This is a genomic window from Hydrogenophaga sp. L76, assembly GCF_057654755.1.
In genome coordinates this window covers 681970-705324 of the sequence record NZ_CM172807.1, presented here as the reverse complement: position 1 = coordinate 705324, position 23355 = coordinate 681970, and the positions used below count along the sequence as shown (strand labels likewise).

Genomic DNA, 23355 nt, shown 5'->3' with positions numbered 1-23355 from the left:
AACCCCGCCGAAGCGGGGTCGATGAGCAAGATGCCTTGCTCAGGGCACAGCGGATCCGGCTCCGCCGGTCCGCCAGTGCCGCCCCCTGGGGGGTGACGGGCGAAGCCCGGCGCAGGGGGAGCCATTACCCCATGTGCAAACCACCGTTCACCGAGAAGTCGGCGCCCGTGGCATAGCCGCCTTCTTCGCTGGCCAGCCAGGCGATGATGGAGGCGATTTCGCTCGGCTTGCCCAGGCGCTTGACCGGCACCGTGGCAACAATCTTTTCCAGCACGTCGGGACGGATGGCGTTGACCATGTCGGTGCCGATGTAGCCCGGGCTCACGGTGTTGACCGTCACACCCTTGGTGGCCAGTTCCTGCGCCAGTGCCATCGAGAAACCGTGCATGCCGGCCTTGGCGGCCGAGTAGTTGGTCTGGCCAGCCTGACCCTTTTCACCGTTCACCGACGAGATGTTGACGATGCGTCCCCAGCCCTTTTCGACCATGTCGGGCACGACCTGCTTGGTCACGTTGAACATGGAGTTCAGGTTGGTTTCGATCACGGCCGACCAGTCTTCCCGGGACATCTTCAGGAACATGCGGTCCTTGGTGATGCCGGCGTTGTTGACCAGCACGTCGATGCTGCCGTGTTCGGCCTTGGTCTTGGTGAAGGCCTCGACGGTGGAATCCCAGTCACCCACATTGCCCACCGACGCGTAGAAGCTGTAGCCCAGGGCCTTCTGCTCGTCCAGCCACTTGGTGAAATCGCGCGTGGGGCCACATCCAGCAATGACCTTGAAGCCCTCCTTGTGCAGGCGCTGGCAGATGGCGGTACCGATGCCGCCCATGCCGCCGGTGACGTACGCTACTTTTTGACTCATGTTGTTTGCTCCTCTAGGTGTTGCCGATGTGGCGGAAAAAATGTGATCGAAGATAGTGTCTTTGCCAAGGGGTGCGGTGGAACCGGCTTCGCCGGGCCACTCGCACCGCCCCCTGGGGGTGACGCCGCAGGCGGCGCGGGGGGTACTTACCGCTCCACCGCCAGAGAGACGCCCATGCCGCCGCCGATGCACAGCGCGGCCAGGCCCTTCTTGGCACCGCTGCGCTGCATTTCATGCAACAGCGTCACCAGGATGCGGCAGCCGGACGCACCGATGGGGTGACCGATGGCGATGGCACCCCCGTTCACGTTGACCTTGGCCGGGTCGATGTCCAGCGCCATGTTGACGGCGCAGGCCTGTGCAGCAAAAGCTTCGTTGAGTTCGAACACGTCCACGTCAGACGCCTTCCAGCCCGCGCGGGCCAGGGCCTTCTGCGAGGCGGGCACCGGGCCCATGCCCATGATGGCGGGGTCCAGACCGCTGGTGCCGAAAGCGGCGATACGCGCCAGCGGCGTCAGACCCAGGGCGGCGGCTTTCTTGGCCGTCATCACCATCACGGCGGCAGCACCGTCGTTGATGCCCGATGCGTTGCCTGCGGTCACGGAACCCGCCTTGTCAAAGGCGGGGCGCAGACCGGCCAGCACCTCGGCGGTGGTCTTGGCGTTGATGAACTCGTCGCTGTTGAACACAACCGGGTCGCCCTTGCGCTGCGGGATGCTCACGCCAACGATCTCGTCCTTGAACTTGCCGGCGGCCTGTGCAGCGGCGGCCTTCGCCTGGCTGCCAGCGGCCAGCGCGTCCTGCATTTCGCGGGTGATGCCGTGGGCCTTGGCCACGTTCTCGGCGGTGATGCCCATGTGGTACTGGTTGTACACGTCCCACAGGCCGTCCACGATCATGGTGTCGGTCATTTTCCAGTCACCCATGCGCTGGCCGTCGCGGCTGCCGTTCAAGACGTGCGGGCTGGCGCTCATGTTTTCCTGGCCACCGGCGATCACGATCTCGCTGTCGCCCCAGGCCACGGCCTGCGCGGCCAGCATCACGGCCTTCAGGCCCGAGCCGCAGACGGCGTTGATGGTCAGTGCTGGTGTTTCCTTGGCCACGCCGGCTTTCATCATGGCCTGACGCGCCGGGTTCTGGCCACAGCCAGCGGCCAGCACCTGGCCCATGATCACCTCACCAATGGCGTCGACCGGCAGACCGGTGCGGGCCAGCAGCTCCTTGATGACGATGCTGCCCAGTTCGGTGGCCGGGGTTTTGGCGAGCGAGCCGCCGAACTTGCCCACGGCGGTGCGGGCGGCTGAAACGATGACGATGTCTTCCACGGGTTGTCTCCTCAGGGGTCAAAAAATCGGTTGCAAAAATTCAGGCCTTGGCTTTGACGTAGCGGCCCGGCGCCGGCTCGATGGCGGCGTAGGTCTTGCCTTTTCCATAGGTCTTGGGCGCAGCAATTTGCTTGCCAGCGAGCGGCTTGAGCCAGTTGGCCCAGTCGGTCCACCAGCTGCCTTTGTGCTCGGTGGCGCCGTCGATCCAGTCGTTGACGTCGGCCGGGAACCTGGTGGCGTTGCTCACCCAGTGGCTGCGCTTGCCGGCCGCGGGCGGATTGATCACGCCAGCGATGTGGCCCGACGCACCCATGACGAAACGCTTCTTGCCGGGGAACACCTGCGTGCTCGCATACGCACCGCCGATGGGCACGATGTGGTCTTCGCGCGAGCCGTAGATGTAGACCGGCAGCTTGACCTGGCGGAAGTCGATCTTCTCGCCGCAGACTTCGGTCTTGCCGGGCTTGACGAGGTTGTTTTCGAGATAGGTCTGGCGCAGGTACCAGGCGTAGTACGGGCCCGGCAGGTTGGTCGCGTCCGAGTTCCAGTACAGCAGGTCGAACGGCGGCGGCGATTCGCCCTTCAGGTAGTTGCCCACCACGTAGTTCCAGACCAGATCGTTCGGGCGCAGGAAGCTGAAGGTGGTCGCGAGATCGCGGCCTGACATGAGGCCGCCCTGGCCAAACTGCATTTCGCGCATCTTCACGAAAGGCTCGTCGATGAACACATCGAGGATGCCGGTGTCGGTGAAGTCGATCAGCGTGGTGAGGAAGGTGGCGCTGTGGACCGGCTCTTCGCCGCGGGCTGCCAGCACGGCGAGCGCGTTGCTCAGCATGGTGCCGCCGACGCAGAAGCCCAGGGCGTTGATGGTTTCAGCGCCGGTGATGTCCTGGGTGACGCCAATCGCCTTGATGACCGCGTCTTCGATGTAGTCGTCCCAGGTCTTGTGCGCGAGCGACTCGTCCGGGTTGCGCCAGCTCACCACGAAGGTGCGATGGCCCTGCTCCACGCAATAGCGGATCAGCGAGTTCGCGGGCTGCAGATCAAGGATGTAGAACTTGTTGATGCAGGGTGGCACCAGCAGGAACGGGCGCTCGTAGACCTTGGCGGTGAGCGGCTTGTATTCGATCAGCTGGAACAGCTCGTTCTCGAACACCACGGCGCCTTCGGTGGTGGCGACGTTCTTGCCCACCTCGAACACGCTCTCGTCCGTCATGGACACATGGCCCTGCTTCATGTCGTGCAGCAGGTTGGCCACGCCCTTGGCGATGCTCTCGCCTTTGGACTCCAATGCCATCTTCTGCGCTTCGGCGTTGAAGGCCAGGAAGTTGCTGGGTGCGCTGGCGTCGATCCACTGCTGCACCGCAAAGCGCACACGCGTCCTGGTCTTGGCATCGCCCTCCACCGCGTCGGCCAGCGCCATCAGCGTGCGGGCATTCAGCAGGTAGGCCGCGGCCGAGAACGCGGCCACCGGGTTGCTGGCCCAGGCTTCGGAGGCGAAGCGGCGGTCGGCCTGCGGTTTGGCGTCGAGACCTTGGTTCCACAGGCCCGCCACATCTTTCATGTAGGTGTTCTGGATTTCAAGCAGCTTGGCCGGATCGAAGTGGACCTTCTGGCCGGCGGCCTGGTTGAACATGTCGCCCATGCCGGCCATGCCCATCCCCGCGCCCACCTGCGGCATGGCCATGCCGAAAGGATGGGCCGCACCGCTTTGCGGCATGAACGCCTTGAAAGCCGCGAACGGGTCTGTAGCGGCCTGTGGAGTCGCCTGTGCGGCAGCGCCCGGAAAGGCCTGCGCAGCTTGCGTCCACTGGGCAACGAGGTTTTGCTGAAACTGCTGCGCAGCTTCCAGCCAGGGCTGTTGGGGCGTTTTCCCAGATGTCATGCTTGTCTCCAATGGTTATTACCAGCGGGCTTATTATCGGTTCCTCTGGGGAGGAATTCCGGGTTTCCCCTAGTGTCAGTGTGCCGGCTTCCAGCAAGCTGACAACAAACCCCCGCGTGGTCAGGAACGTTGTGTATCTGGTGGTGATCGGTTGGTTTTATGTGGTGCTCATGATGGCGGTGGCCGAAGCGTCGAACACGACAGGCACCGTGCTCGGAGCCATTGTGACCTTCTTTCTTTACGGTTTGATGCCGATCGCATTGGTGGTTTACCTGATGCGCACGCCCCAGCGCCGCAAAGAGATCAAGGCACGCGAAGCCGCCGAGGACCTCGCGCACAAGTTGCGCGCCACAGAGAACGCAGTACCTGCGTCAGACCCGCCAGATGCAGGCCGCCATGCGTCCGGTGCTGCCCAGACGGACAGCATCCCGGCGGTGGGAAAAGAAACGTAAGGCTTGTGTCGCGGTACACCAGACCGGGGTGCCGTCGTTGCCGTAAATGCGGTGGATGCCCATGGCGCTCAGCCGCAGCCGGGCCAGCATCGACAGGTTCGCGAAATACTTCTCATCACCCACCAGATGCGGGTCGAAGGCGCGTTGGGCCGCCGGATCGCTCTGCACAAAAGCAGCCCGCACCTCAGGCCCCACCTCAAACGCTTCGGGCCCGATGCAGGGCCCCAGCCAGACCAGCATGTCGGCGATGACGCGGTCCCGATCGGTCGAGGCGTCCATCTGCCGAACCGCCTGCACAAAGGCGGCGACCGTGGCCTCCAGCACCCCTTGGCCATCAGCCCCTCCCGCCAGTCCACGCCAGCCGGCGTGGGCGGCCGCCACCACGCTGCCCGCACTGTTCGTGAACAGCACCGGCAGGCAGTCCGCCACCATGATGGTGCAGGCCACACCGGGCAACGTGCTCAGGCAGGCATCGGCCTCACTCCCATCGGGCGTCCGGGTATCGAGTGTGGCCACGGCCACGCCGTGCACCTGCTTCAGGAACACCGGTCGCACACCGGTGGCACCGGCCAGGCGTGCCCGGTTGGTGGCGACCGCAACCGGATCGTCGCGCACATGGTCGCCGAGGTTGAGGCGGTCAAACGGCGGCGCCGACACGCCGCCCGAGCGGGTGGTGAACACCGCACGCACCCCGGCCGGCGAGGGCCAGTCGGGCACCAGCCAGTCTTCCGGTATGGGCATCAGGCTTCGAAGTCCGGGCAGGCAGAGGGCTGGGCCTGCTGAAAAGCCGGCAACGCCATGCAGGCGTCGAAAGCGGCCATGGTGCGTGGCAGGCCGTCCAACGGGGTGTTGAAACGTTGCCCGTTGAAGATCTGCGGCACCAGACAACAGTCGGCCAGCGTGGGCGTGTCGCCGTAACAGAAGCGCGAAGCCGGCTGTTGGGCCAGTTGCCGTTCAAAGGTCTCCAGTCCGCTGCGCACCCAGTGGCGGTACCAGGTGTTCCTGGCATCTTCGTCCAGCTTCAGCGTGCCCGAGAGGTACTTGAGCACGCGCAGGTTGTTGATGGGGTGGATCTCGCAGGCGATCGATTGCGCCAGCGCCCGCACATGGGCACGCGCCAGCGCGTCGCGCGGCACCAGGGCGGGCTCGGGATGGATGTCGTCCAGGTACTCGATGATCGCCATGGACTGCGACAAACGTGTGCCGTCGTCCAGTTCCAGCAGTGGGACCAGACCATCGGCCGCGATATCGCCGTAAGCCGCTTGCCGGTGTTCATCCTTGGCCAGGTGCACCGGCAGGTATTCGTAAGGCAGCCCCTTGATCGCCAGCGCGATGCGCACGCGGAACGAGGCCGAGGAGCGGAAATAGTTGTAGAGCTTCATGGAAGCCGAGGATAAACCGGGCGCCTGGCGCTGTCCGGTCGTGCGAAGTCGCCCCCATCGGGCAGGCGGACTTCGCAAACGGCTGAAAGCCTGAGGGGCCTTCTCTCAGGCTTTCAGCGGGGTGTTACCCGGCTGTTCAGCGCGCCGGGACGATGACCAGCGTGTCGCCCTGGGTTGTTGCCCCACGGGCACCCGTGTTGCCGGTCGCGCCAGTGGCACCGGTATAGCCGGTGGCACCGGTGGCACCGGTGTAGCCGGTCGCTCCGGTGTCACCGGTGGCGCCCGTACCGCCCGTGGCGCCGGTGTAGCCCGTGGTTCCCTTGGCCCCTGTGGCGCCGGTGTAGCCGGTGGTTCCCGTGGCGCCGGTCGCGCCCGTGGCGCCGGTGGCACCGGTCGGGCCTGCAGGCAGCGAGAAGCAGGCGGTGAGCGCCAGTGTGGTCGCGGCGACGGCGATGATTTTGATTGAATGCATGATGGTTCCTTGGTGGCTTACGAAGACCACCCTCACTTGAAGAGCAGCCCTGCAGAGTTGATCAGCCCTCTGACACAGACTTTGAGCGTCGGCAGATCAAGCCATCGCCACGTTTGAGCGGAAATTCGGCCTGGTGGCCTGGAGCTTCCGTCCTGGTGCAGCTTAGACAGGCCAATGGCGCCAGTCGGTGCGCTGGCGCGCTTAGGGTGTGTTCACAGAAGCGCCACCCCCGCGACTGCTTGGGAGCCTGGCTCCCTGCCCTGGGTCAACTCCGTGAATCACGGCTTCCGGGGGGTGTCCAGCATGCGGCCGAGCAGGTCCATCGGCAGCGGGAATACGATGGTTGACGCGCGGTCACCGGCCACCTGGGTCATGGTCTGCAGGTAGCGCAGCTGCATGGCCTCGGGCTGCTGCGACAGCATCTGTGCGGCTTCGAGCAAGGACACGGCGGCCTGCTTCTCGCCTTCGGCGTGGATCACCTTGGCGCGCCGCTCGCGTTCGGCTTCGGCCTGGCGCGCGATGGCGCGCACCATGGACTCGTTCAGGTCGATGTGCTTGATCTCGACGTTGGTCACCTTGATGCCCCAGGCACCCGTCTGCGCGTCCAGGATCTGCTGTACATCGAGGTTCAGCCGCTCGCGCTCGGCCAGCATTTCGTCGAGCTCGTGTTTGCCCAGCACCACGCGCAACGTGGTCTGCGCGAGCTGGCTGGTGGCCATGAGGAAGTTTTCCACCTGGATGATGGCCTTGTCGGGCGCCACCACGCGGAAGAACACCACCGCGTTCACCTTGACCGACACGTTGTCGCGCGAGATCACGTCCTGCGGCTCCACGTCCATGGTGACCACGCGCAGATCGACCCGCACCATCTGCTGCAGGCCGGGAATCACGATCACCAGGCCGGGGCCCTTGACCTTCCAGAACCGGCCCAGCTGGAACACCACGCCACGCTCGTACTCACGCAGGATGCGAAAAGACGAGGCCAGCAGGATCAGCACAACAGGCACGAGGATCGCGCCAATCCCCAGGTTGAAATCGAACATCGTGGGTGCCTCCTTCAGGTGGATGGTTGGGATGCAGAAGTGTTTCCGGTATCGGGCTGGACATGCAGCAGCAGGTCGTAGCCTGTTGAGCCTTCGCCCTTCGGGCTGCGCTGCGCGCTGGCTTGGGAGCGGCCCGGCACTTCGCCCAGGCCCACCACGCGCACGTGTTGCCCGGGCAGCAGGGGCGCGTCCGAGCGCACCTGCCAGCGCTCGCCATACACCTCCGCCCAGACCTCATCGCCCTGGACCAGCAATACCTCGCCGAGCGCACCGATCATGTGTTCGCCGCCGCTGACCACCGGCGCGCGGCGCGCCCGCAACGACATGCCACCGCCCAGCAACACCGCGGCCCCGGCCGTGACGGCGATGCCGAAAATCAACGGCAAGGGCACGCCCATGCCGGGCACATCACTGTCGAACAGCAGCAGTCCGCCCGCAACGAACGCCACGATGCCACCCACGCCGAGCACACCAAAAGACGGGGAAAGCAGTTCCGCGGCCAGCAACGCAAAGCCCAGCAGGATCAGCGCGAGAGCCGCGTAGTTCACCGGCAGCAGCTGCAACGCAAACATGGCCAGCAGCAGACAGACCGCGCCCACCGTGCCGGGCAGGCCAAAGCCCGGTGACGAAAATTCGAACATCAGGCCGTAGATCCCGATCATCAGCAGGATCAAGGCCAGACTCGGGTTGGCGATCACGCCCAGCAGGCGGTGGCGCCAGTCGGGCGGCTGGGCCAGGGTGGTCAGGCCGCGCGTCTGCAGGCGCAACTCGCCGCCGGCCATGCGCACGGTGCGCCCGTCGATCTGCGCCAGCAGGTCGGCGATGTCCAGGGCCACCACGTCCACGACCTTCTCGCGCAAGGCTTCGGTCGCGCTCAGGCTCGCGGCCTCGCGCACCGCGCGTTCGGCCCACTGCGGATTGCGTCCGTGCTGCAGGGCCAGACCGCGAATGAAAGCGGCTGCGTCGTTGACCTGCTTGGCGGTCATGGCGTCGGCGGGCGATGCGGGCGCTGGCGTACCCGGTGTGCCCTTGGGCGCCGGGGTGGCGGGGTCGGGTCGCTCCCGGGGCGCCTGCGGTGTCCCCGGCATGCCGATGGCCACGGGCGTGGCGGCGCCCAGCGTGGTGACCGGGGCCATGGCAGCGATGTGGCTGGCGTAGAGGATGTAGGTGCCGGCGCTGGCAGCCCGCGCGCCCTGGGGCGTCACGTAGGTGGCCACCGGAACGGGTGAGGCCAGGATGGCCTGGATGATCTGGCGCATCGAGGTGTCGAGTCCGCCGGGCGTGTCCAGCTCCAGCACCACCAGCGGAGCACCCTGTTGCCGGGCATGCTGCAAGCCCCGCACGATGTAGTCCATGCTGGCGGGGCCGATGGCACCCTGCACCGTGAGGACCACCACCGGTTCTGCCCGCGCACCGGTCACCATGAGGGACCACAACAGCAAGCCCCACATGCACCAGCCGCGGAGGCTGAAGCGACCCATGGCATGACCTGTTTTCATTGCAGCTCCACAGAGATACCGCTCTCACTGTATGCCTCCTGACGGCAACCACGCAAGCGACCAGCAGCACATCCCTTGAGGGGAAGCGGACGTCACCGCCCGGTGACAAACCGATGGGCCCGCCCGCCGCGGCAACGGTCTACCGCGTCAGGTACGCCACCAGCCCTTGCAGGGTGAACAGTTGGGGATAGTCGCTCTCGGGGATGGACACACCGCTGCCCTGGCTCAGGCCGATGATGAAATTGAGGAAGTCCATGGAATCGAGGTCCAGGGTTTCGCGCAGGTCTTCGTGATCGGCGACGGTGCTCAGGTCCGCTTCGGGCGCGATGCCGGCCAGCACGTCGGCGGCCAGCTGTCGGATGTCGGCAGAGTTCATGGGGTGCTTCCGTTCAGAGTGTTTCGGGTGTTTGCAAGGCGCGGTGGATGGCCACCAGCAGCTGGCCGCCGAGGTGGCCGTCGCTGGCGCGGTGATCGGCCGCCAGACTCGCGTTCACCACCGGGCGAGGCAGCACCTGCCCATCCACCACCCAGGGCTGCGGCAGCACGCGCCCGAAGCCGACGATGGCCACCTGCGGCGGGTAGATGACGCCCCACACGCTCTCGGCGCCCCGGTCGCCCAGGCTGGAGACGGTGATGGTCGGATCGGTGAGTTCGGAGCTGCGCAGACCACCAGCCCGTGCCCGCTGCACCAGATCGCGCAACGCGGTCATGAGTTCGGGCAGGGTCTTCTGGTCGGCGAGGTGGATGGCCGGCGCCACCAGACCGCCACCGCGCAGGGCAATCGCCCAGCCGATGTGGATGCCATCGCCGGGGCGGAACTGCCCGCTCTCGTAAAAGCCGTTGAGCTGCGGCACATCGCGCAAAGCGAGCGCCGTCGCCTTGAGCAGCAGCACCGCGCTCAGCAGCCGGTCCTGCGGCAGGCGATCGCGGTTCCATTCATCGAGCCAGGCCTGGGCCGCAGAGAAATCCATCGTTTCAGCCAGGTAGTAGTGCGGGATCTCGCGTTTGGAGCGGCTCATCGCCGCCGCGATCGCCTGGCGCATCTGGGCGGCATCGAAGCCGACCGGCTTCACCCGTTGCGGTGCCACCGCCTGCATGGCAGCTGGTTGGGGTTGTGGCGCCGCGCGCTCGACATCGGCCAAGGTGACCGAGCCGTCAATGCCGGTGCCGCGCAAGGCGTCTGGCTGCAGCCCGAGCGCTTGCGCACGACGGCGCGCTGCAGGGCTGACGCGGGCACGCTGCGGCGTCGCGGCCGGGATCGCAGGCAGGGCCGGCACCGCTGCGGAGGCCTCAACAGGTGCGTCCGCGACCGACGATGGGATCGCAGGCGGCGCGGCTCGCGAGACGAGCGACGCAGGCGGCGCTGAGGCGCCTTCCTCTCCGGCCACCGCCACCTGCGCCAGCACCGCGCCCACCGGCAGGCTTTTACCCAAGGGCGCGAGTTCACCGATCACGCCGTCCAGAAAAATCTCGACGTCGATGGCACCTTTGTGGGTTTCCACCACCGCGACCACATCGCCCGGCCTCACGCGGGCACCCGGCTGGACGAGCCACTGCACCACGGTACCGGTCTCCATGTCGGCGCCCAGGGAAGGCATGAGAAATTCGGCCATGCACCCTACCCCACTTTCACCAGACTGCGCACCGCGGCCAGGATGTCGGGCACCTGCGGCAGGCTGGCGGTCTCCATGTGCTCGGCGTAGGGCACCGGCACCTCTCGGGCGCACACGCGGCGCACCGGTGCGTCCAGTTCGTAGAGCGCGTCTTCGGCCAGCCGGGCCGCGATTTCGGCCGAGATCGAGCCACTCTTCCAGCCCTCGTCCACGATCACGCAGCGGTGCGTGCGGCTGAGCGATTTCATCACGGTGGCGGTGTCCAGCGGGCGCAAGACGCGCAGGTCGATCACCTCGGCCTCGATGCCCTCGCCCGCCAGCTGCTGCGCCGCGTCCAGGCACTTGGGCAGGCTGTTGCCGTAGCTCACCAGACTGACGTCTTTGCCCGCTCGGCGCACGCGCGCGTGTTCGATATCCACCGCGGTGACGGCCGGGTCCAGTTCGCCTTCGGCGTTGTAGAGCACGATGTGTTCGAAGATCAGCACCGGGTTGGGATCGGCCAGCGCGGCGGCGAGCATGAGGCGCGCGTCTTCCACCGTGCCGGGCACCAGCACCTTGAGCCCCGGGATGTAGGCGAACCAGCCTTCCAGACTGTGCGAGTGCTGCGCCGCCAGCTGCCGCCCGCCACCGGTGGCCATGCGGATCACCAGCGGCACCGCGAACTGCCCGCCCGACATGTGCGGGATGGTGGCGGCGTTGTTCATGATCTGGTCCAGCGCGAGCAGGCTGAAGTTGCAGGTCATGATCTCGACGATGGGTCGCAGACCGGCCAGCGCGGCCCCCACGCCAGCGCCCACAAAGCCGACTTCGGCCAGCGGCGTGTCCACGATGCGAGCAGGACCGAACTCTTCCAGCAGGCCCTTGGTCACGGCGTAGCAGCCACCGTATTTGCCCACGTCCTCGCCCATCACGAAGCAGCGGGCATCGGCCAGCAACGCGTCGCGGATCGCCTGGCGGCAGGCTTCGCGGTAGGTCATCCGGGTCGGGGTGGCATTCATGGCATGGCCTCCTGCACCACCGAGTCCATCAGCACGAAGCGCTCCAGCTGGTCCACCGGCTCCAGCGTGCCGGCCTCGGCAAACGCCACCGCGGCGTCGATCTCGGTCAGGATGCCGGTGTCGATCGCCGCTGCCTCGTCCGGGGTCAGCAGGTGGTTGCCCTCCATCCAGTGGCGCAAGCGCTCGATCGGATCGCGCTGGCGCCAGTCTTCGATCTCGCCCCGTGTGCGGTAGGCCTGGGTGTCGAACATCGAATGCGCGCGGAAGCGGTAGGTGCGGCACTCCAGGAAATACGGGCCGAGGCCGGTGCGCACATGCTCCACGGCGCGCCGCGCGGCGGCGGCCATCTGGACCGGGTCCATCGCATCGACCTGCGCGGAGGCCATGCGGTAGGCGTCGGCCTTGCGGTACACCTCGGTCTGCGACTCCGAATCGGCCAGCGGAACACCCATGGCGTAGAGGTTGTTTTCACACACGAACAGCACCGGCAGCTTCCAGATGGCCGCCAGGTTCATGCTCTCGTGAAAGGCCCCTTCGGCCACCGCGCCCTCGCCAAAGAAACAGGCCGTCACCGCGCCCGGTCGCAGCTGTTTGTCGGCCATGGCAATGCCCACGGCCAGCGGCAGGCCGCCGCCGACGATGGCGTTGCCGCCGAAGAAGCGGTGCTCACGGTGAAACAGGTGCATGGAACCGCCGCGCCCGCGACAACAACCTTCGACCTTGCCCAGCATCTCGGCCATGAGTGGCGCCATCGGCACGCCGCGCGCCAGCGCATGGCCGTGCTCGCGGTAGGTGGCCAACACCGCGTCGCGCGGCTCCAGCGCATCCATCACCCCCACGGCCACGGCCTCCTCGCCGTCGTAAAGGTGCAGAAAACCGCGGATCTTCTGCGCCTGGTAGAGCTCGACGCACTTGGCTTCAAAGCGGCGGATGCGCAGCATCTCGCGGTACAGGTGGTGCAGGTGGCCGCGGTCGAGGTGGATCTTGTCGGTCACGGGACTACCCTCCGTGCTGCGCACTGCGGGGCTGAGCGCCTTCGGAGCGGCCGGGCGGCGCTCATGGCGCACCACCCTTCTTCTCATCGCTTTCCAGCGTGGACAGATCGCCCTCGGGCAGGCCGAGCTCGCGCGCCTTGAGCAGGCGGCGCATGATCTTGCCGCTGCGGGTCTTGGGCAGGTTGTCGCGGAACTCGATCTGCTTGGGCGCCACCGCAGCGCCCAGCCGTTTGCGCGCATGACCCAGCAGCTCGCGGCGCAGGGCCTCGCCGGCTTCGAAGCCGGGCTTGAGCGCCACGAAGGCCTTCACCACCTCGCCCGCCATCGGGTCGGGAATGCCGATCACGCCCGCCTCGGCGACCGCCGGGTGCTCCATCAGCGCGCTCTCGACCTCGAACGGCCCGATCAGGTGACCGGCGGATTTGATGACGTCGTCGGCCCGGCCGACGAACCAGTAGTAGCCGTCGGCGTCGCGGTGCGCCAGGTCGCCGGTGAGGTACCAGCCGTCGGCGAAACACTTGCGGTAGCGCTCGTCCTCGTGCAGGTAGCCGCGCATCATCGACGGCCAGGGCGTCTTGAGCGCCAGTTCGCCGTCGACATCGGGTGCTTCGATGGGCTCCACATGCCCGTCGGCCAGGCGGCGCACCACCGCGGCGGTGATGCCGGGCAAGGGCTTGCCCATGGAGCCCGGCTTGATGTCCATGGCCGCGTAGTTCGAAACCATGATGCCGCCGGTTTCGGTCTGCCACCAGTTGTCGTGGAAGGGCCGGCCAAACGCCTTGAGGCCCCAGACCACGGCCTCGGGGTTGAGTGGTTCGCCCACACTGGCCATGAAGCGCAGCGCCGAGAGGTCGACCCCCTGCAAGGCCTCGGCGCCGAGCTTCATCATCATGCGGATGGCGGTGGGCGCTGTGTACCAGACCGTGATGCGCTCGCGCTCCAGCACACCGTACCAGGTCTGCGGATCAAACTCGGCCTCGACCACCACGTTGGTCACGCCACACACCAGCGGCGCGATGATGCCGTAGCTGGTGCCGGTGACCCAGCCCGGGTCGGCCGTGCACCAGAACACATCGTCGTCGTGCAGATCGAGTGCGTAGCGGCCCGTCACCGCATGCGCGAGCACGGCCCCGTGCACGTGCACCGCACCCTTGGGACGGCCGGTGGTGCCGCTGGTGAAGTGCAGCAGGGCCATGGACTCGGGATCGGTGTGCCCGATCGTGTACTGCGTGGACGCCGGCGACACGAGCACACCCCAGGGGTGCACGCCGGCTTCGTCAGCCGGCGCCGCACCGACCACGATCACATGCTTGAGGCCGGGCAGGCGTTCCCGCACATCCCTGATCTTTCTTTGGTAGAGCTCGGGGGTCGTCACCAGCACGCGCGCGTCGCCCATCTCGGCCCGCGTGACGATGGGCTCGGGTCCGAAGGCCGAAAACAGTGGCGTCACCACACAACGCGCCTTCAACGCACCCAGCACCGCCACATACAACTCGGGCAGGCGTCCCATCAACACAAACACCCGCTCGCCGGGCATCACACCCAAGTCGTGCAGCGCGTTGGCGAACTGGTTGGTGGCCCGTGCGAGCTCGGCGTAGGTGAATTCCTGGCGTTCACCGCTCTTGCCGATCCAGCGGATCGCGACCTTGTCGCCATGGCCATGCAGCAGGTGCCGGTCCACCGCTTCGTAAGCGATGTTCAGGCCAGCGCCGCCCGGCAAACCATCCAGCCACTCGCGAGCGGCTTCCCAGGTGAATTGCGCCACGGTCGCGGAATGGTCCAGCAGGTGCGGCGCAGGCACCAGCGATGAAGGCTGCTTCTGAAGCGTTGTGTTCACCGTTGTCTCCGGTTGGCAGGAACCGGTGGCGTCTGCTGCAGTGGCTCGCCACCGCAGCGGTATCGACCCGGCTCGTTGACTGAAAACAAATGGTCCTCCCACACGGTGCCACCTGTCCAGCCGAATGTACGTCTTCTTGACCCGAATCAAAAACCGGCCAAAGACAGCGGCCAGGAGCCGGTCGCGGTCACCTTTTCAGGTCGGTCGAGCCTGCAGTGCGCACAGCACTTCGGCCACCGCCGGCACGATGCTGACCGCGTTGCTGGCGTGGGGAATGCTGTCGGTGCTCCAGATCTGGCCGGCACCGGCTTCGCGGATCAGCCGGACCGCGCCATCGGCAAACAGCGCGTGCGTGACCGCCACGTCCACCGACGCAGCGCCTGCCTCGCGCAGCAACCGGGTCGCCTGCGCGAGGGTATGGCCGGAACTGGCCACGTCGTCCATCAGCACCACGGCGCGCCCGGCAAACGGCAGGTCGGGCAGCTCGATGTCCACCTCCCGGTCTCCATGTCGCAGCTTGCGGCAAACGCCGTGCGCCCAGCCGTGGCGCGCAGCAGCCTGCGCCACCCATTGCAGCGACTCCTCGTCCGGGCCGATCAGCAGCACGTCGGGGCGCTGCGTCGCAATGTGGTCGGCCAGCAGCGGCGCCCCGCTGAGCACGATGGCATCTTTCACAGGTATGGCCTCTTCCAGCGTCGCCACGCGGTGCAGGTGCGGGTCCACCGTGATCACGGCGTCAAACAGACCGGCCAGGAAACGGCCGATGACGCGCTGGCTCACCGCTTCGCCGGGGTTGAACGCGATGTCCTGCCGCATGTAGGCCAGGTAAGGCGCCACCAGCGTGAGGTGCACGGCGCCGAGCTGGTGCGCGGTGCGCGCGACCAGCAGGATCTCGACCAGCTTCTCGTTCGGCTGGTGCAGGCCGCGCCAGAACACCACGCGCGACGGCAGGCTCTCGGGCAGACGCAGGCGCAACTCGCCGTCCGGAAAGCGGTGGCGCTGAATGACGGCCAGCGTCAGACCCGCCGCAGCGGCAACCGCCTGGGCGATGGTCTGCTCATCGTCAAAGCACAGCAGGCAGCCAGCAGAAAGGTCGGGGTGCATCAGAACTCCACAAACACATGGGGCACCTGGTCGGCGTGCCCGAGACTGAAACCGTTGAAGCGCAGGCAGGCCTGGCGGGCGAATTCGAGATCGGCCGGGTAGCTGGCGTGCACGCGGTAGAGCACCTCGCCCGCCTTGACTTCGTCGCCCAGCTTTCGCAGCAGGTCCACGCCCGCGCCCTGCACCTTGGGTGCGCCGGCCTGGCGCGCGATCTGCGCGATCTGCAGGTTGTCGATACCGGTCACCACGCCGGCCTGCGCCGCGGTCACTTCGAGCGTGAGCGCGCCCAGCGCCGGGTGCTGGAGATCAAAGTCGCGCGAGCCTTGGGCCTCGATGATGGCCTGCATCTGCGCCAGCGCGCGGCCCGAGTCGAGGATGTCGCGCGCGATCCGGAAGCCGTCACCACCGCGCACGTCCGGGCTGCATTCGATCAGGCGCCCGGCCAGGCGCAGCGATTTCTGCCGCAGGTCGTTCGGCGCATCGGGGTGGTTCTCCAGCACCCGCATGACGTCGCGCGCTTCCAGCACCGGGCCCACACCCTGCCCCACGGGCTGGCGGCCGTCGGTGATGACCACGTCCAGCGAGAGGTGCAGGCGCTGCGCCACGTACTCGAACAGCCGGCGCAGGCGCTGCGCTTCGGGCATGGAGCGCACCTTGGCCGTGGGACCGATGGGAATGTCCAGCACCAGGTGGGTGGCGCCGGCCGCGATCTTCTTGGACAGGATGGACGCGACCATCTGCCCCGGCGAATCAAGCGCCAGCGGTCGCTCCACAGAAATCAGCACGTCGTCGGCCGGCGAGAGGTTGGCCGTGCCGCCCCAGGCCAGACAGCCCTTGTGGGTGCGCACGATCTCCGTCAACCGGTCGAACGGCAGTTCCACATTGGTCAGCACCTCCATGGTGTCGGCCGTGCCCGCGGGCGAGGTGATGGCGCGCGACGAGGTCTTGGGAAACACCAGCCCGTAGGCGGCCACGATGGGCACCACCAGCATGGACGTGCGGTTGCCCGGGATGCCGCCAATGCAGTGTTTGTCCACCACCAGCGGTTCGTGCCAATCGAGCCGGCGGCCGCTGGCCACCATGGCTTCGGTGAGGAAAAACACCTCTTCGCGATCCAGCTCGCTGCGGTTGCTCGCGACCACGAAGGCGGTCAGTTCGATCTTGGAATAGCGGTGCTCGGCGATGTCGAGCACGATGGCATGGAAGTCATCGCGGGTGAGGCGTTCGCCGTTGATCTTGCGGAACAGCGCCGGGATGGATTCCGCCGGCTCGGCTTGCGAGACCGAGGCCGGGTGGCCGTCGGGCACATCCAGCTGGGCGAAGGCGTCTTCCGAAACGCCGAGCTGGTTGCAGCCGACGATGGATGCGTCGTCCACCACGTTGAGCGTGGCCAGGATGCGCTTGCCGTTGGCACGCACCTCCACCTTGGACAGGGCCTGAAAGCCCTCGGCCCGGTAGACCGCGCAGTCGCGGTGCAGGTAGGCGACGTTCTCGCGGTAGGTGTCGATGGCCACACGGCGCAGCATCAGGCTGCCGCGGCCGGGTGTCTCTTGTTCGGGTTGGGCGCTCATGTCGGCACGATACACCGCCGAAAGCCCGGAACGAAAGCGCACAGCGCTCCCACTTCCGGTTTCCATGGTTCCGGAGCGTCACCCCGAGGCATGAAACGGCGCCCTGTGACCCACTTGGCGCTGAATGTCTCCTTCAAGGATGCGGTGGAACCGGCTTCGCCGGGCCACTCGCATCGCCCCCTGGGGGGTGACGGCCCGCAGGGCCGGCGCGGGGGGAGCCCATCCTCAGCCCACGACCAGCCGCATGCCGGGCATGAACCGCTCGGACTCGGCGCGCCGCTCCAGCGCCAGCCGCATGTTCATCTGCGCCACTTCGGTGTGCTCCGCACCGAGGGCCTGCGCGCGTGCGCCCTCGCCGCGCTGCAGCGCGTCGAACAGCATGTGGTGTTGGCGGTGGGCGTAGAGCATCCAGTCGCGGTCCAGCGCCACCGTGCCCTGCATGGGCAGCATGGCCGAGGCCGGGGCGAACGGCAACTTGTCGTTGATCGCCACGGCGCGCTGCAGCGCCCGGTTGCCGCAGGCGGCCAGGATCAGCGCATGAAAGCGGTCGTTCATGGCCGCGTAGGCGGCGTAGCTCTCGATCGTCAGCGGCTGGGCCTGGAGCAGTCGATCGCCTTCGTCCAGACAGGCCTGCAGATCGCCCTGCAGCTGGCGCGACACACCGTGTTCGGCAACCAGACGCGCCGCCATGCCTTCCAGATGGCCACGCACCGCGATCGCGTCGGTGACTTCCCGGGCGGTGAACTGACGCACCAGGTACTTGCCGGTGTCGTTGGCCTCGACCAGGCCTTCCTGCTCCAGCGTGACCAGCGCGGCGCGCACCGGCGTGCGCGAAGCGCCCAGGCGCTCGGCCAGCTGCTGCTCGGCCAGCCGCTGGCCGGGCGCGAACTCGCCGCTCAGGATCAGGTCGCGCAGTTGCATCAAAACGGTTTCTTGCAGGCTCATGCCGCAAACTGTACACTGAATCCACAAAATGGGATACCGTTTGACCATCACCCCTTTAACCCCGCTCACAGGAGACCCCGCATGAAAGCCGAACAGAACCAGCGCATCACCCAGGTCGGGCCTGGCACACCGGGTGGCGAGCTGCTGCGCCGCTACTGGCAGCCGGTGGCCCTGCTCGACGAGTTCAACCCCGCACTGGACCCGGCCATGGGCGTGCGCCCCGTGAAAGCGGTGCGGCTGCTGGGGCAGGACTTCGTGTTGTTCAGGAACGCACAAGGGGCCTTCGGCCTGCTCGACCGCGACTGCCCGCACCGCGGCGCCGACCTCGCGTTCGGCCGCAACGAAGGCGACGGCCTGCGCTGTCCTTTCCATGGCTGGAAGTTCGACGTGAACGGCCAGTGCACCGAAACCCCGGCCGAGCCCGCCGGCAGCACGCTGTGCTCCCGCATCCAGCAGCGCAGCTACCCGCTGATCGAAAAAGCGGGTGCGCTGTTCGGCTGGTTCGGCCCCGAAGGCAGCACGCCACCGCCCTTCCCCGCGCTGGACTGTTTTGAAGCGCCGGCCACGCACAGCTTCGTGTTCAAGGGCCTGTGGCACTGCAACTGGTTGCAGGCGTTCGAGGTCGGCATCGACCCGGCGCACGCTTCGTACCTGCACCGCTTCTTCAACGACGCCTCGCTCGAAGGCAGCTACGGCAAACAGTTCCGCGGCGCCAGCGTGGGCGAAGTGGGCGGCGAGCGCTGGCCCATGACCAAGGTGATGCGCGAATTCGGCCAGCCCGAGATCAGCTTCACGCAGCAACCCTATGGCCTGCAGCTGACCGCGCGGCGCCCCATGACCGACGCGCTCACCCACGTGCGCGTCACCAACGCGGTGTTCCCGCAGACCTTCGTGATCCCGCTCTCCGAAACCATGACGATCACGCAGATGCACGTGCCGGTGGACGACACGCGCAATTACTGGTTCGCCTTCTTCACCAGTTTCGACACGCCAGTGGACAAGGACACCATGCGCAACCAGCGCCTGGATGCCGTCACCCTGCCCGACTACATCCCGAAGTCCGGCCGCCACAACAACTGGGGCTTCAACGCAGAGGAGCAGCAGAGCCGCACCTACCTCGGCATGGGCGAGGACGACATCAACGTGCACGACCAGTGGGCCTGCGAGAGCATGGGCGCGATCCAGGACCGCACGCGCGAGCACCTGGGCACCACCGATAAGGTGATCATGGCGAACCGGCGCATGCTGTTGCAGGCCATGGACACCGTGGAACAGGGCGGCACACCACCCGGCATCGCCGACCCGGCGCTGGCGCCCAACATCACCGGCCCCGACACCGTGGACGGCATCGCCCCCGCCGAGGGCTGGCAAACCTGGTGGCAAGACGCGGTGCGCGCCAAGCGCGCAAGCGCGCCCTGGCAGAACACCGCGGTGCAACCCGCGTCCGAAACGGCCGGCGCGAAATGACCCACTTCGCCGAACGCTGCGGCCTGCACGACGCAGCCCGTGAAGCCGCTTGCCAGGAGACCGCCCGGCTCATCGAAGCCAGCGGCGTCCAGCGCGTACGCCTGGGCTGGTGCGACACCCACGGCATGCTGCGTGGCAAGACGCTGATGGCCCGCGCCGCGATCCAGGCGCTGCGCGATGGTGTCGGCATGGTCGGCACGATGATGCTCAAGGACACGGCCGACCGCACGGCCTGGAAAGTGTTCGAGCCCGGCGGCACCAGCGATCTGCCCGGCTTTGCCGGCGCCGCCAACCTGATGCTGCTGCCCGACCCCGCGAGCTTCACCGTGCTGCCCTGGAGCGAGGGCACCGGCTGGCTGCGCTGCCAGCCCTGGTTCCTGAACGCCACCCCGGTGTCCCTGGACAGCCGCCGCGTGCTGCAGCAGGCATTGGCACGGCTGGGGGACACGGGTTTCGGCCTCAAGACCGGGCTCGAAGTCGAGTTCCACATCTACCGCATCACCGACACGGCGCCGCAGCTCGACCCCGAGCTGGCCGCCTGGCCCGGCCTGCCACCGCAGGTGGAGATGATCCACCCCGGCTACAACCTGCAGTCCGAAGCCATGATCGACATGGCCGACGAGCCGCTGTCCATCGTGATGCGCACCGCGCAGGCGCTGGGCCTGCCGCTGCAGTCGCTCGAAATCGAACTCGGCCCCAGCCAGGTCGAAGCGGTGTTCGACGCCACCGACGCACTCACCGCGGCCGACCAGATGGTGCTGTTCCGCAATGGCGTGCGCCAGGCGCTGCGCCGCGCCGGCTACCACGCCACCTTCATGTGCCGCCCGCCGTTTCCGAACATCATGTCCAGCGGCTGGCACCTGCACCAGTCGCTCGTGGACCTCGCCACCGGCCGCAACGCCTGCGTGCGAGAAACGCCCGCACCCGGCAGCGGCCGCGCCGAAGCGCGCCACACGCTGTCGGACGCGGGCGCCCACTGGCTCGCCGGCCTGCTGGCGCACGCCCAGGGCATGACGGCGCTGTGCACGCCCACCGTCAACGGCTTCGGCCGCTTCCGCCCGAACGCGCTCGCGCCCCAGAGCGTGATCTGGGGCCAGGACAACCGCGGCGCCATGCTGCGCGTGGTCGGCGGGTCGGGCGACCGTGCCACCCGCATCGAAAACCGCATCGGCGAACCGGCGGCCAACCCCTACCTGTATATGGCGGCGCAGATCCACGCCGGGCTCGACGGTCTGCTTCGCGAGCTGGCACCGCCGCTCGCCTGCGAAACACCCTACGCAGCCGAGCACCCCAAAATCCCCAGCACCCTCGGCGATGCACTGGCTTGCCTGCGCGCGGATACCGCGCTGATCGCCGGTCTGGGCGACGATGTCGTGCACCACTTCTGTCGCATCAAGCAGCACGAGATCGACCGCCACGCCGAGGCCAAGGACAAGACCGACTTCGACCGCCGCGAGTACTTCAGCAGAATCTAGGAAATCCTTTCACCCATGATCCACATCCGTTTCATCGCCGCCGACCAGTCGGTACAGGACATCCAGGGAAAACCGGGCCAGAGCGTCATGGAGGCCGCCGTCGCCGCGAACGTGAGCGGCATCGCCGCCGACTGTGGCGGCACGCTCACCTGCGCCACCTGCCATGTGATCGTCGATCCCGCCTGGGCCGACCGGCTCCCCGCGCCCGGCAACGACGAACAGGGCATGCTCGAATTCACGGCCTCGCCGCGCGCTCCGGGCAGCCGGCTGAGCTGCCAGATCGTGCTCACGCCAGCACTCGACGGCATCGAACTGCGCCTGCCGGCTTCCCAATATTGAGCGTACATGGCTTGCCTATACTGGGCGTTTCAACCCATGCAACCCGCTGCCTGCCGGCAGCCAGGACACCCGCCATGAGCTATGTTTTCACCCCGCCGCCCGTTGTCTCCGTGCCCGTGGTCGGCCGCGCCGAACGCTTCCCGGTTCACCGCATCTATTGCGTGGGTCGCAACTACGAGGAACACGCCAAAGAGATGGGCTTCACCGGCCGCGAGCCGCCGTTCTTCTTTCTCAAACCGGCCGACGCCATCGTGGTCGCCGAAGCCGGCAAAACCGCCGTCATTCCCTACCCCAGCCTCACGTCGAACCTGCACCATGAGATCGAGCTCGTGGTCGCCATCGGCCAGGGTGGGCGTGGCATCCATGCCGAAGACGCAGCGGAGCACATCTTTGGCTACGCGGTCGGCCTGGACATGACGCGCCGCGACCTGCAGACCGAGATGAAAAAGCAGGGCCGCCCCTGGTGCATCGGCAAGGGCTATGACCAGTCCGCACCCATCGGCCCCATCACCCCCGCAGCCGATGCCGGCGACATCGGCAACGCCGCGATCTGGGTGCAGGTCAACGGCAGCGACCGCCAGCGCAGCAACGTGGGCAAACTCATCTGGAACATCGCCGAGACCATCGAACACCTGTCCAATGCCTGGGAACTGCAGCCGGGCGACCTGATCTACACCGGCACCCCCGAAGGCGTGGCCGCGGTGGTCAAGGGCGACACCATGACCGGTGGGGTGGACGGCCTGACCAGCATCAGCGTCAAGGTGGCCTGAAAATGACGTCAGGGTTAACCCGCGGGGTTGAATACATACAATTCAACCATCGTGAACTGATTTCACAAAATTAAATCCCGCAAACCCATGGGGACCATCCGCGCTGCGGGTTTGACCTCTGTTCCGCAGCGCAACAAAACGTTTACCGTCACTGGGTCAGCCGTCGGCCGCCCCATTTCCCCCTACAACACAGGAGAACAATCCATGATCCAGCGCAGAACCCTGCTCCAGTCCGGCGCCGCCGTGGCCTTCGGCGCCCCGGCGCTTGTCGGCTTTGCCCAGCAGACCGTAACCCTCAAGTTCCACACGTTCATGTCGCCGCAGTCCAATGTGTGGCTCAACATGCACAAGGCCTGGATGGACAAAGTCACCAAGGACTCGGGCGGCCGCATCAAGTTCGAGGCCTACCCTGCCATGCAGCTCGGTGGTTCGCCGGTGCAGCTGTACGACCAGGCCAAGGACGGCGTGGTCGACATCGTCTGGACCTTGCCGGGCAACACGCCGGGCCGCTTCCCGCGCATCGAAGTGTTCGAGCTGCCGTTCATGATGAACAACGCCGAAGCCACGTCCAAGGCTTACTGGGAATACGTGCAGACCGTTGCCCAGGACGAGTTCAAGGATGTGCACCCCATCGCCCTGCAGGTGCACGGGCCCGGCATGTTCCACATGCGCGACAAGCAGATCAAAACCGCCGAAGACCTCAAGGGTTCCAAGGTGCGCGGCCCGACCCGCCAGATCACCAAGATGCTCGGCTACCTCGGCGCTTCGCCCGTGGGCATGCCGCTGCCGCAGATTCCCGACGCGCTTTCCAAAGGCGTCATCAACGGCTGCGTGATCCCCTGGGAAGTGGTGCCGGCCGTCAAGGTGCAGGAACTGGCCAAGTTCCACAGCGAGTTCGACCCGGCGGGCGGCGCGCTGTACACCACGACTTTCATCCTGGCCATGAACAAGGCCAAGTACAACGCGCTGCCAGCCGACCTCAAGGCCGTCATCGACAAGAACTCCGGCATGGAAACCTCGGCCTGGCTGGGCAAGGTGCAGCAGGGTGGCGACGCGCCCGGCCGCGAGTCGGCCGTCAAGCTGGGCAACAGCATCTACACCATCCCCGCCGCAGAAGCCCAGGAATTCAAGCGCAAGGCGCGCCTGGTCGAAGTGGAATGGATGCAGGACATGGACAAGCGAGGCTTCAACGGCAAGCAACTGCTGGACACCGCCAAGTCGCTGATCGCCAAACACGGCAAGACCACCAAGGGCTGACCGCCTCCAGCGCCGGGTGCCTTGCACCCCGGTGTCTTGAAGGGCTCCGCAAGGAGCCCTTTTT

At 66.9% G+C, this 23355-nt stretch carries 22 protein-coding genes; 6 read left to right on the top strand and 16 right to left on the bottom strand.

The genetic code is table 11. The annotated features are described in order from the left end of the window. Window positions 1-124: 124 nt before the first annotated feature. The 3 genes from phbB to phaC all read right to left on the bottom strand — a co-directional run bounded on the left by phbB (window position 125) and on the right by phaC (window position 3847). On the bottom strand, window positions 125-862 hold the full coding sequence (gene phbB / locus AC23D4_RS03340; RefSeq protein ID WP_472887140.1) for an acetoacetyl-CoA reductase: 738 nt from the start codon (window positions 860-862) through the stop codon (window positions 125-127). Between the two features lie 146 nt (window positions 863-1008). Beyond that, window positions 1009-2187: an acetyl-CoA C-acetyltransferase gene (locus AC23D4_RS03335; protein ID WP_472887141.1), complete on the bottom strand. Its 1179-nt coding sequence runs from the start codon at window positions 2185-2187 to the stop codon at window positions 1009-1011. Between the two features lie 40 nt (window positions 2188-2227). Continuing rightward, window positions 2228-3847 carry a class I poly(R)-hydroxyalkanoic acid synthase gene (phaC, locus tag AC23D4_RS03330; RefSeq protein WP_472887371.1) on the bottom strand — a complete coding sequence of 540 codons (1620 nt, stop codon included), beginning with the start codon at window positions 3845-3847 and terminating at the stop codon, window positions 2228-2230. Between the two features lie 236 nt (window positions 3848-4083). Here phaC and AC23D4_RS03325 point away from each other — a divergent pair, with 236 nt between their 5' ends. Further along, window positions 4084-4524 carry a hypothetical protein gene (locus tag AC23D4_RS03325; protein ID WP_472887142.1) on the top strand — a complete coding sequence of 147 codons (441 nt, stop codon included), beginning with the start codon at window positions 4084-4086 and terminating at the stop codon, window positions 4522-4524. Here AC23D4_RS03325 and pgeF read toward each other — a convergent pair. The 13 genes from pgeF to AC23D4_RS03260 all read right to left on the bottom strand — a co-directional run bounded on the left by pgeF (window position 4444) and on the right by AC23D4_RS03260 (window position 17983). Further along, entirely contained in the window at window positions 4444-5265 is an 822-nt protein-coding gene (pgeF, locus tag AC23D4_RS03320) for a peptidoglycan editing factor PgeF (RefSeq protein WP_472887143.1), read from the bottom strand. The two genes, AC23D4_RS03325 and pgeF, sit on opposite strands and share 81 nt — an antisense overlap. Continuing rightward, window positions 5265-5906 carry a maleylacetoacetate isomerase gene (maiA, locus tag AC23D4_RS03315; RefSeq protein ID WP_472887144.1) on the bottom strand — a complete coding sequence of 214 codons (642 nt, stop codon included), beginning with the start codon at window positions 5904-5906 and terminating at the stop codon, window positions 5265-5267. Before maiA ends, pgeF begins: the two co-directional genes overlap by 1 nt. Before the next feature lie 136 nt (window positions 5907-6042). After that, window positions 6043-6378: a collagen-like protein gene (locus AC23D4_RS03310; protein ID WP_472887145.1), complete on the bottom strand. Its 336-nt coding sequence runs from the start codon at window positions 6376-6378 to the stop codon at window positions 6043-6045. 278 nt (window positions 6379-6656) lie between these two features. After that, complete coding sequence (locus tag AC23D4_RS03305) at window positions 6657-7421, bottom strand: slipin family protein (protein WP_472887146.1); 765 nt, start codon at window positions 7419-7421, stop codon at window positions 6657-6659. Window positions 7422-7435: 14 nt separating this feature from the next. Further along, complete coding sequence (locus AC23D4_RS03300) at window positions 7436-8920, bottom strand: NfeD family protein (RefSeq protein ID WP_472887147.1); 1485 nt, start codon at window positions 8918-8920, stop codon at window positions 7436-7438. A gap of 139 nt (window positions 8921-9059) precedes the next feature. Continuing rightward, window positions 9060-9296: an acyl carrier protein gene (locus AC23D4_RS03295; protein ID WP_472887148.1), complete on the bottom strand. Its 237-nt coding sequence runs from the start codon at window positions 9294-9296 to the stop codon at window positions 9060-9062. A 13-nt stretch (window positions 9297-9309) separates the two neighbouring features. Beyond that, window positions 9310-10533 (bottom strand): dihydrolipoamide acetyltransferase family protein, encoded by a 1224-nt coding sequence (locus tag AC23D4_RS03290; protein ID WP_472887149.1) that lies wholly within the window; start codon window positions 10531-10533, stop codon window positions 9310-9312. 5 nt (window positions 10534-10538) lie between these two features. Then, window positions 10539-11531 carry an alpha-ketoacid dehydrogenase subunit beta gene (locus AC23D4_RS03285; protein WP_472887150.1) on the bottom strand — a complete coding sequence of 331 codons (993 nt, stop codon included), beginning with the start codon at window positions 11529-11531 and terminating at the stop codon, window positions 10539-10541. Beyond that, on the bottom strand, window positions 11528-12526 hold the full coding sequence (gene pdhA / locus AC23D4_RS03280; RefSeq protein ID WP_472887151.1) for a pyruvate dehydrogenase (acetyl-transferring) E1 component subunit alpha: 999 nt from the start codon (window positions 12524-12526) through the stop codon (window positions 11528-11530). Before pdhA ends, AC23D4_RS03285 begins: the two co-directional genes overlap by 4 nt. Before the next feature lie 61 nt (window positions 12527-12587). Beyond that, entirely contained in the window at window positions 12588-14363 is a 1776-nt protein-coding gene (gene acsA / locus AC23D4_RS03275; protein WP_472887152.1) for an acetate--CoA ligase, read from the bottom strand. 195 nt (window positions 14364-14558) lie between these two features. Then, window positions 14559-15467 (bottom strand): ribose-phosphate diphosphokinase, encoded by a 909-nt coding sequence (locus tag AC23D4_RS03270; protein WP_472887153.1) that lies wholly within the window; start codon window positions 15465-15467, stop codon window positions 14559-14561. After that, on the bottom strand, window positions 15467-17038 hold the full coding sequence (locus AC23D4_RS03265; RefSeq protein WP_472887154.1) for a thymidine phosphorylase family protein: 1572 nt from the start codon (window positions 17036-17038) through the stop codon (window positions 15467-15469). The genes AC23D4_RS03270 and AC23D4_RS03265 overlap by 1 nt, the downstream gene beginning before the upstream one ends. A 225-nt stretch (window positions 17039-17263) precedes the next feature. Next, window positions 17264-17983 carry a GntR family transcriptional regulator gene (locus tag AC23D4_RS03260; protein WP_472887155.1) on the bottom strand — a complete coding sequence of 240 codons (720 nt, stop codon included), beginning with the start codon at window positions 17981-17983 and terminating at the stop codon, window positions 17264-17266. Between the two features lie 81 nt (window positions 17984-18064). On the opposite strand from AC23D4_RS03260, the gene AC23D4_RS03255 reads away from it, so the two are divergent. The 5 genes from AC23D4_RS03255 (at window position 18065) to AC23D4_RS03235 (ending at window position 23291) form a co-directional block, all read left to right on the top strand. Next, on the top strand, window positions 18065-19450 hold the full coding sequence (locus AC23D4_RS03255; protein ID WP_472887156.1) for a Rieske 2Fe-2S domain-containing protein: 1386 nt from the start codon (window positions 18065-18067) through the stop codon (window positions 19448-19450). Continuing rightward, on the top strand, window positions 19447-20925 hold the full coding sequence (locus AC23D4_RS03250; RefSeq protein WP_472887157.1) for a glutamine synthetase family protein: 1479 nt from the start codon (window positions 19447-19449) through the stop codon (window positions 20923-20925). The genes AC23D4_RS03255 and AC23D4_RS03250 overlap by 4 nt, the downstream gene beginning before the upstream one ends. 15 nt (window positions 20926-20940) lie before the next feature. Next, on the top strand, window positions 20941-21264 hold the full coding sequence (locus AC23D4_RS03245; protein WP_472887158.1) for a 2Fe-2S iron-sulfur cluster-binding protein: 324 nt from the start codon (window positions 20941-20943) through the stop codon (window positions 21262-21264). Window positions 21265-21338: 74 nt separating this feature from the next. Next, complete coding sequence (locus AC23D4_RS03240) at window positions 21339-22034, top strand: fumarylacetoacetate hydrolase family protein (protein ID WP_472887159.1); 696 nt, start codon at window positions 21339-21341, stop codon at window positions 22032-22034. Window positions 22035-22238: 204 nt separating this feature from the next. Further along, window positions 22239-23291, top strand: coding sequence for a TRAP transporter substrate-binding protein (locus AC23D4_RS03235; RefSeq protein ID WP_472887160.1), 1053 nt, complete (start codon window positions 22239-22241; stop codon window positions 23289-23291). The last annotated feature ends 64 nt before the right edge of the window (window positions 23292-23355 follow it).

Excerpts from the sequence above, each read along its gene's own strand:
- AC23D4_RS03235 (WP_472887160.1), top strand. The coding sequence starts at position 22,239 with ATGATCCAGCGCAGAACCCTGCTCCAGTCCGGCGCCGCCGTGGCCTTC.
- AC23D4_RS03270 (WP_472887153.1), bottom strand. The coding sequence starts at position 15,467 with ATGCACCCCGACCTTTCTGCTGGCTGCCTGCTGTGCTTTGACGATGAG.
- AC23D4_RS03305 (WP_472887146.1), bottom strand. The coding sequence starts at position 7,421 with ATGTTCGATTTCAACCTGGGGATTGGCGCGATCCTCGTGCCTGTTGTG.
- AC23D4_RS03285 (WP_472887150.1), bottom strand. The coding sequence starts at position 11,531 with ATGAATGCCACCCCGACCCGGATGACCTACCGCGAAGCCTGCCGCCAG.
- AC23D4_RS03310 (WP_472887145.1), bottom strand. The coding sequence starts at position 6,378 with ATGCATTCAATCAAAATCATCGCCGTCGCCGCGACCACACTGGCGCTC.
- AC23D4_RS03265 (WP_472887154.1), bottom strand. The coding sequence starts at position 17,038 with ATGAGCGCCCAACCCGAACAAGAGACACCCGGCCGCGGCAGCCTGATG.
- AC23D4_RS03325 (WP_472887142.1), top strand. The coding sequence starts at position 4,084 with ATGGTTATTACCAGCGGGCTTATTATCGGTTCCTCTGGGGAGGAATTC.
- AC23D4_RS03300 (WP_472887147.1), bottom strand. The coding sequence starts at position 8,920 with ATGAAAACAGGTCATGCCATGGGTCGCTTCAGCCTCCGCGGCTGGTGC.
- AC23D4_RS03260 (WP_472887155.1), bottom strand. The coding sequence starts at position 17,983 with ATGAGCCTGCAAGAAACCGTTTTGATGCAACTGCGCGACCTGATCCTG.
- AC23D4_RS03250 (WP_472887157.1), top strand. The coding sequence starts at position 19,447 with ATGACCCACTTCGCCGAACGCTGCGGCCTGCACGACGCAGCCCGTGAA.
- AC23D4_RS03245 (WP_472887158.1), top strand. The coding sequence starts at position 20,941 with ATGATCCACATCCGTTTCATCGCCGCCGACCAGTCGGTACAGGACATC.
- AC23D4_RS03290 (WP_472887149.1), bottom strand. The coding sequence starts at position 10,533 with ATGGCCGAATTTCTCATGCCTTCCCTGGGCGCCGACATGGAGACCGGT.
- phbB (WP_472887140.1), bottom strand. The coding sequence starts at position 862 with ATGAGTCAAAAAGTAGCGTACGTCACCGGCGGCATGGGCGGCATCGGT.
- pgeF (WP_472887143.1), bottom strand. The coding sequence starts at position 5,265 with ATGCCCATACCGGAAGACTGGCTGGTGCCCGACTGGCCCTCGCCGGCC.
- maiA (WP_472887144.1), bottom strand. The coding sequence starts at position 5,906 with ATGAAGCTCTACAACTATTTCCGCTCCTCGGCCTCGTTCCGCGTGCGC.
- phaC (WP_472887371.1), bottom strand. The coding sequence starts at position 3,847 with ATGGGCATGGCCGGCATGGGCGACATGTTCAACCAGGCCGCCGGCCAG.
- AC23D4_RS03295 (WP_472887148.1), bottom strand. The coding sequence starts at position 9,296 with ATGAACTCTGCCGACATCCGACAGCTGGCCGCCGACGTGCTGGCCGGC.
- AC23D4_RS03240 (WP_472887159.1), top strand. The coding sequence starts at position 21,339 with ATGAGCTATGTTTTCACCCCGCCGCCCGTTGTCTCCGTGCCCGTGGTC.
- AC23D4_RS03255 (WP_472887156.1), top strand. The coding sequence starts at position 18,065 with ATGAAAGCCGAACAGAACCAGCGCATCACCCAGGTCGGGCCTGGCACA.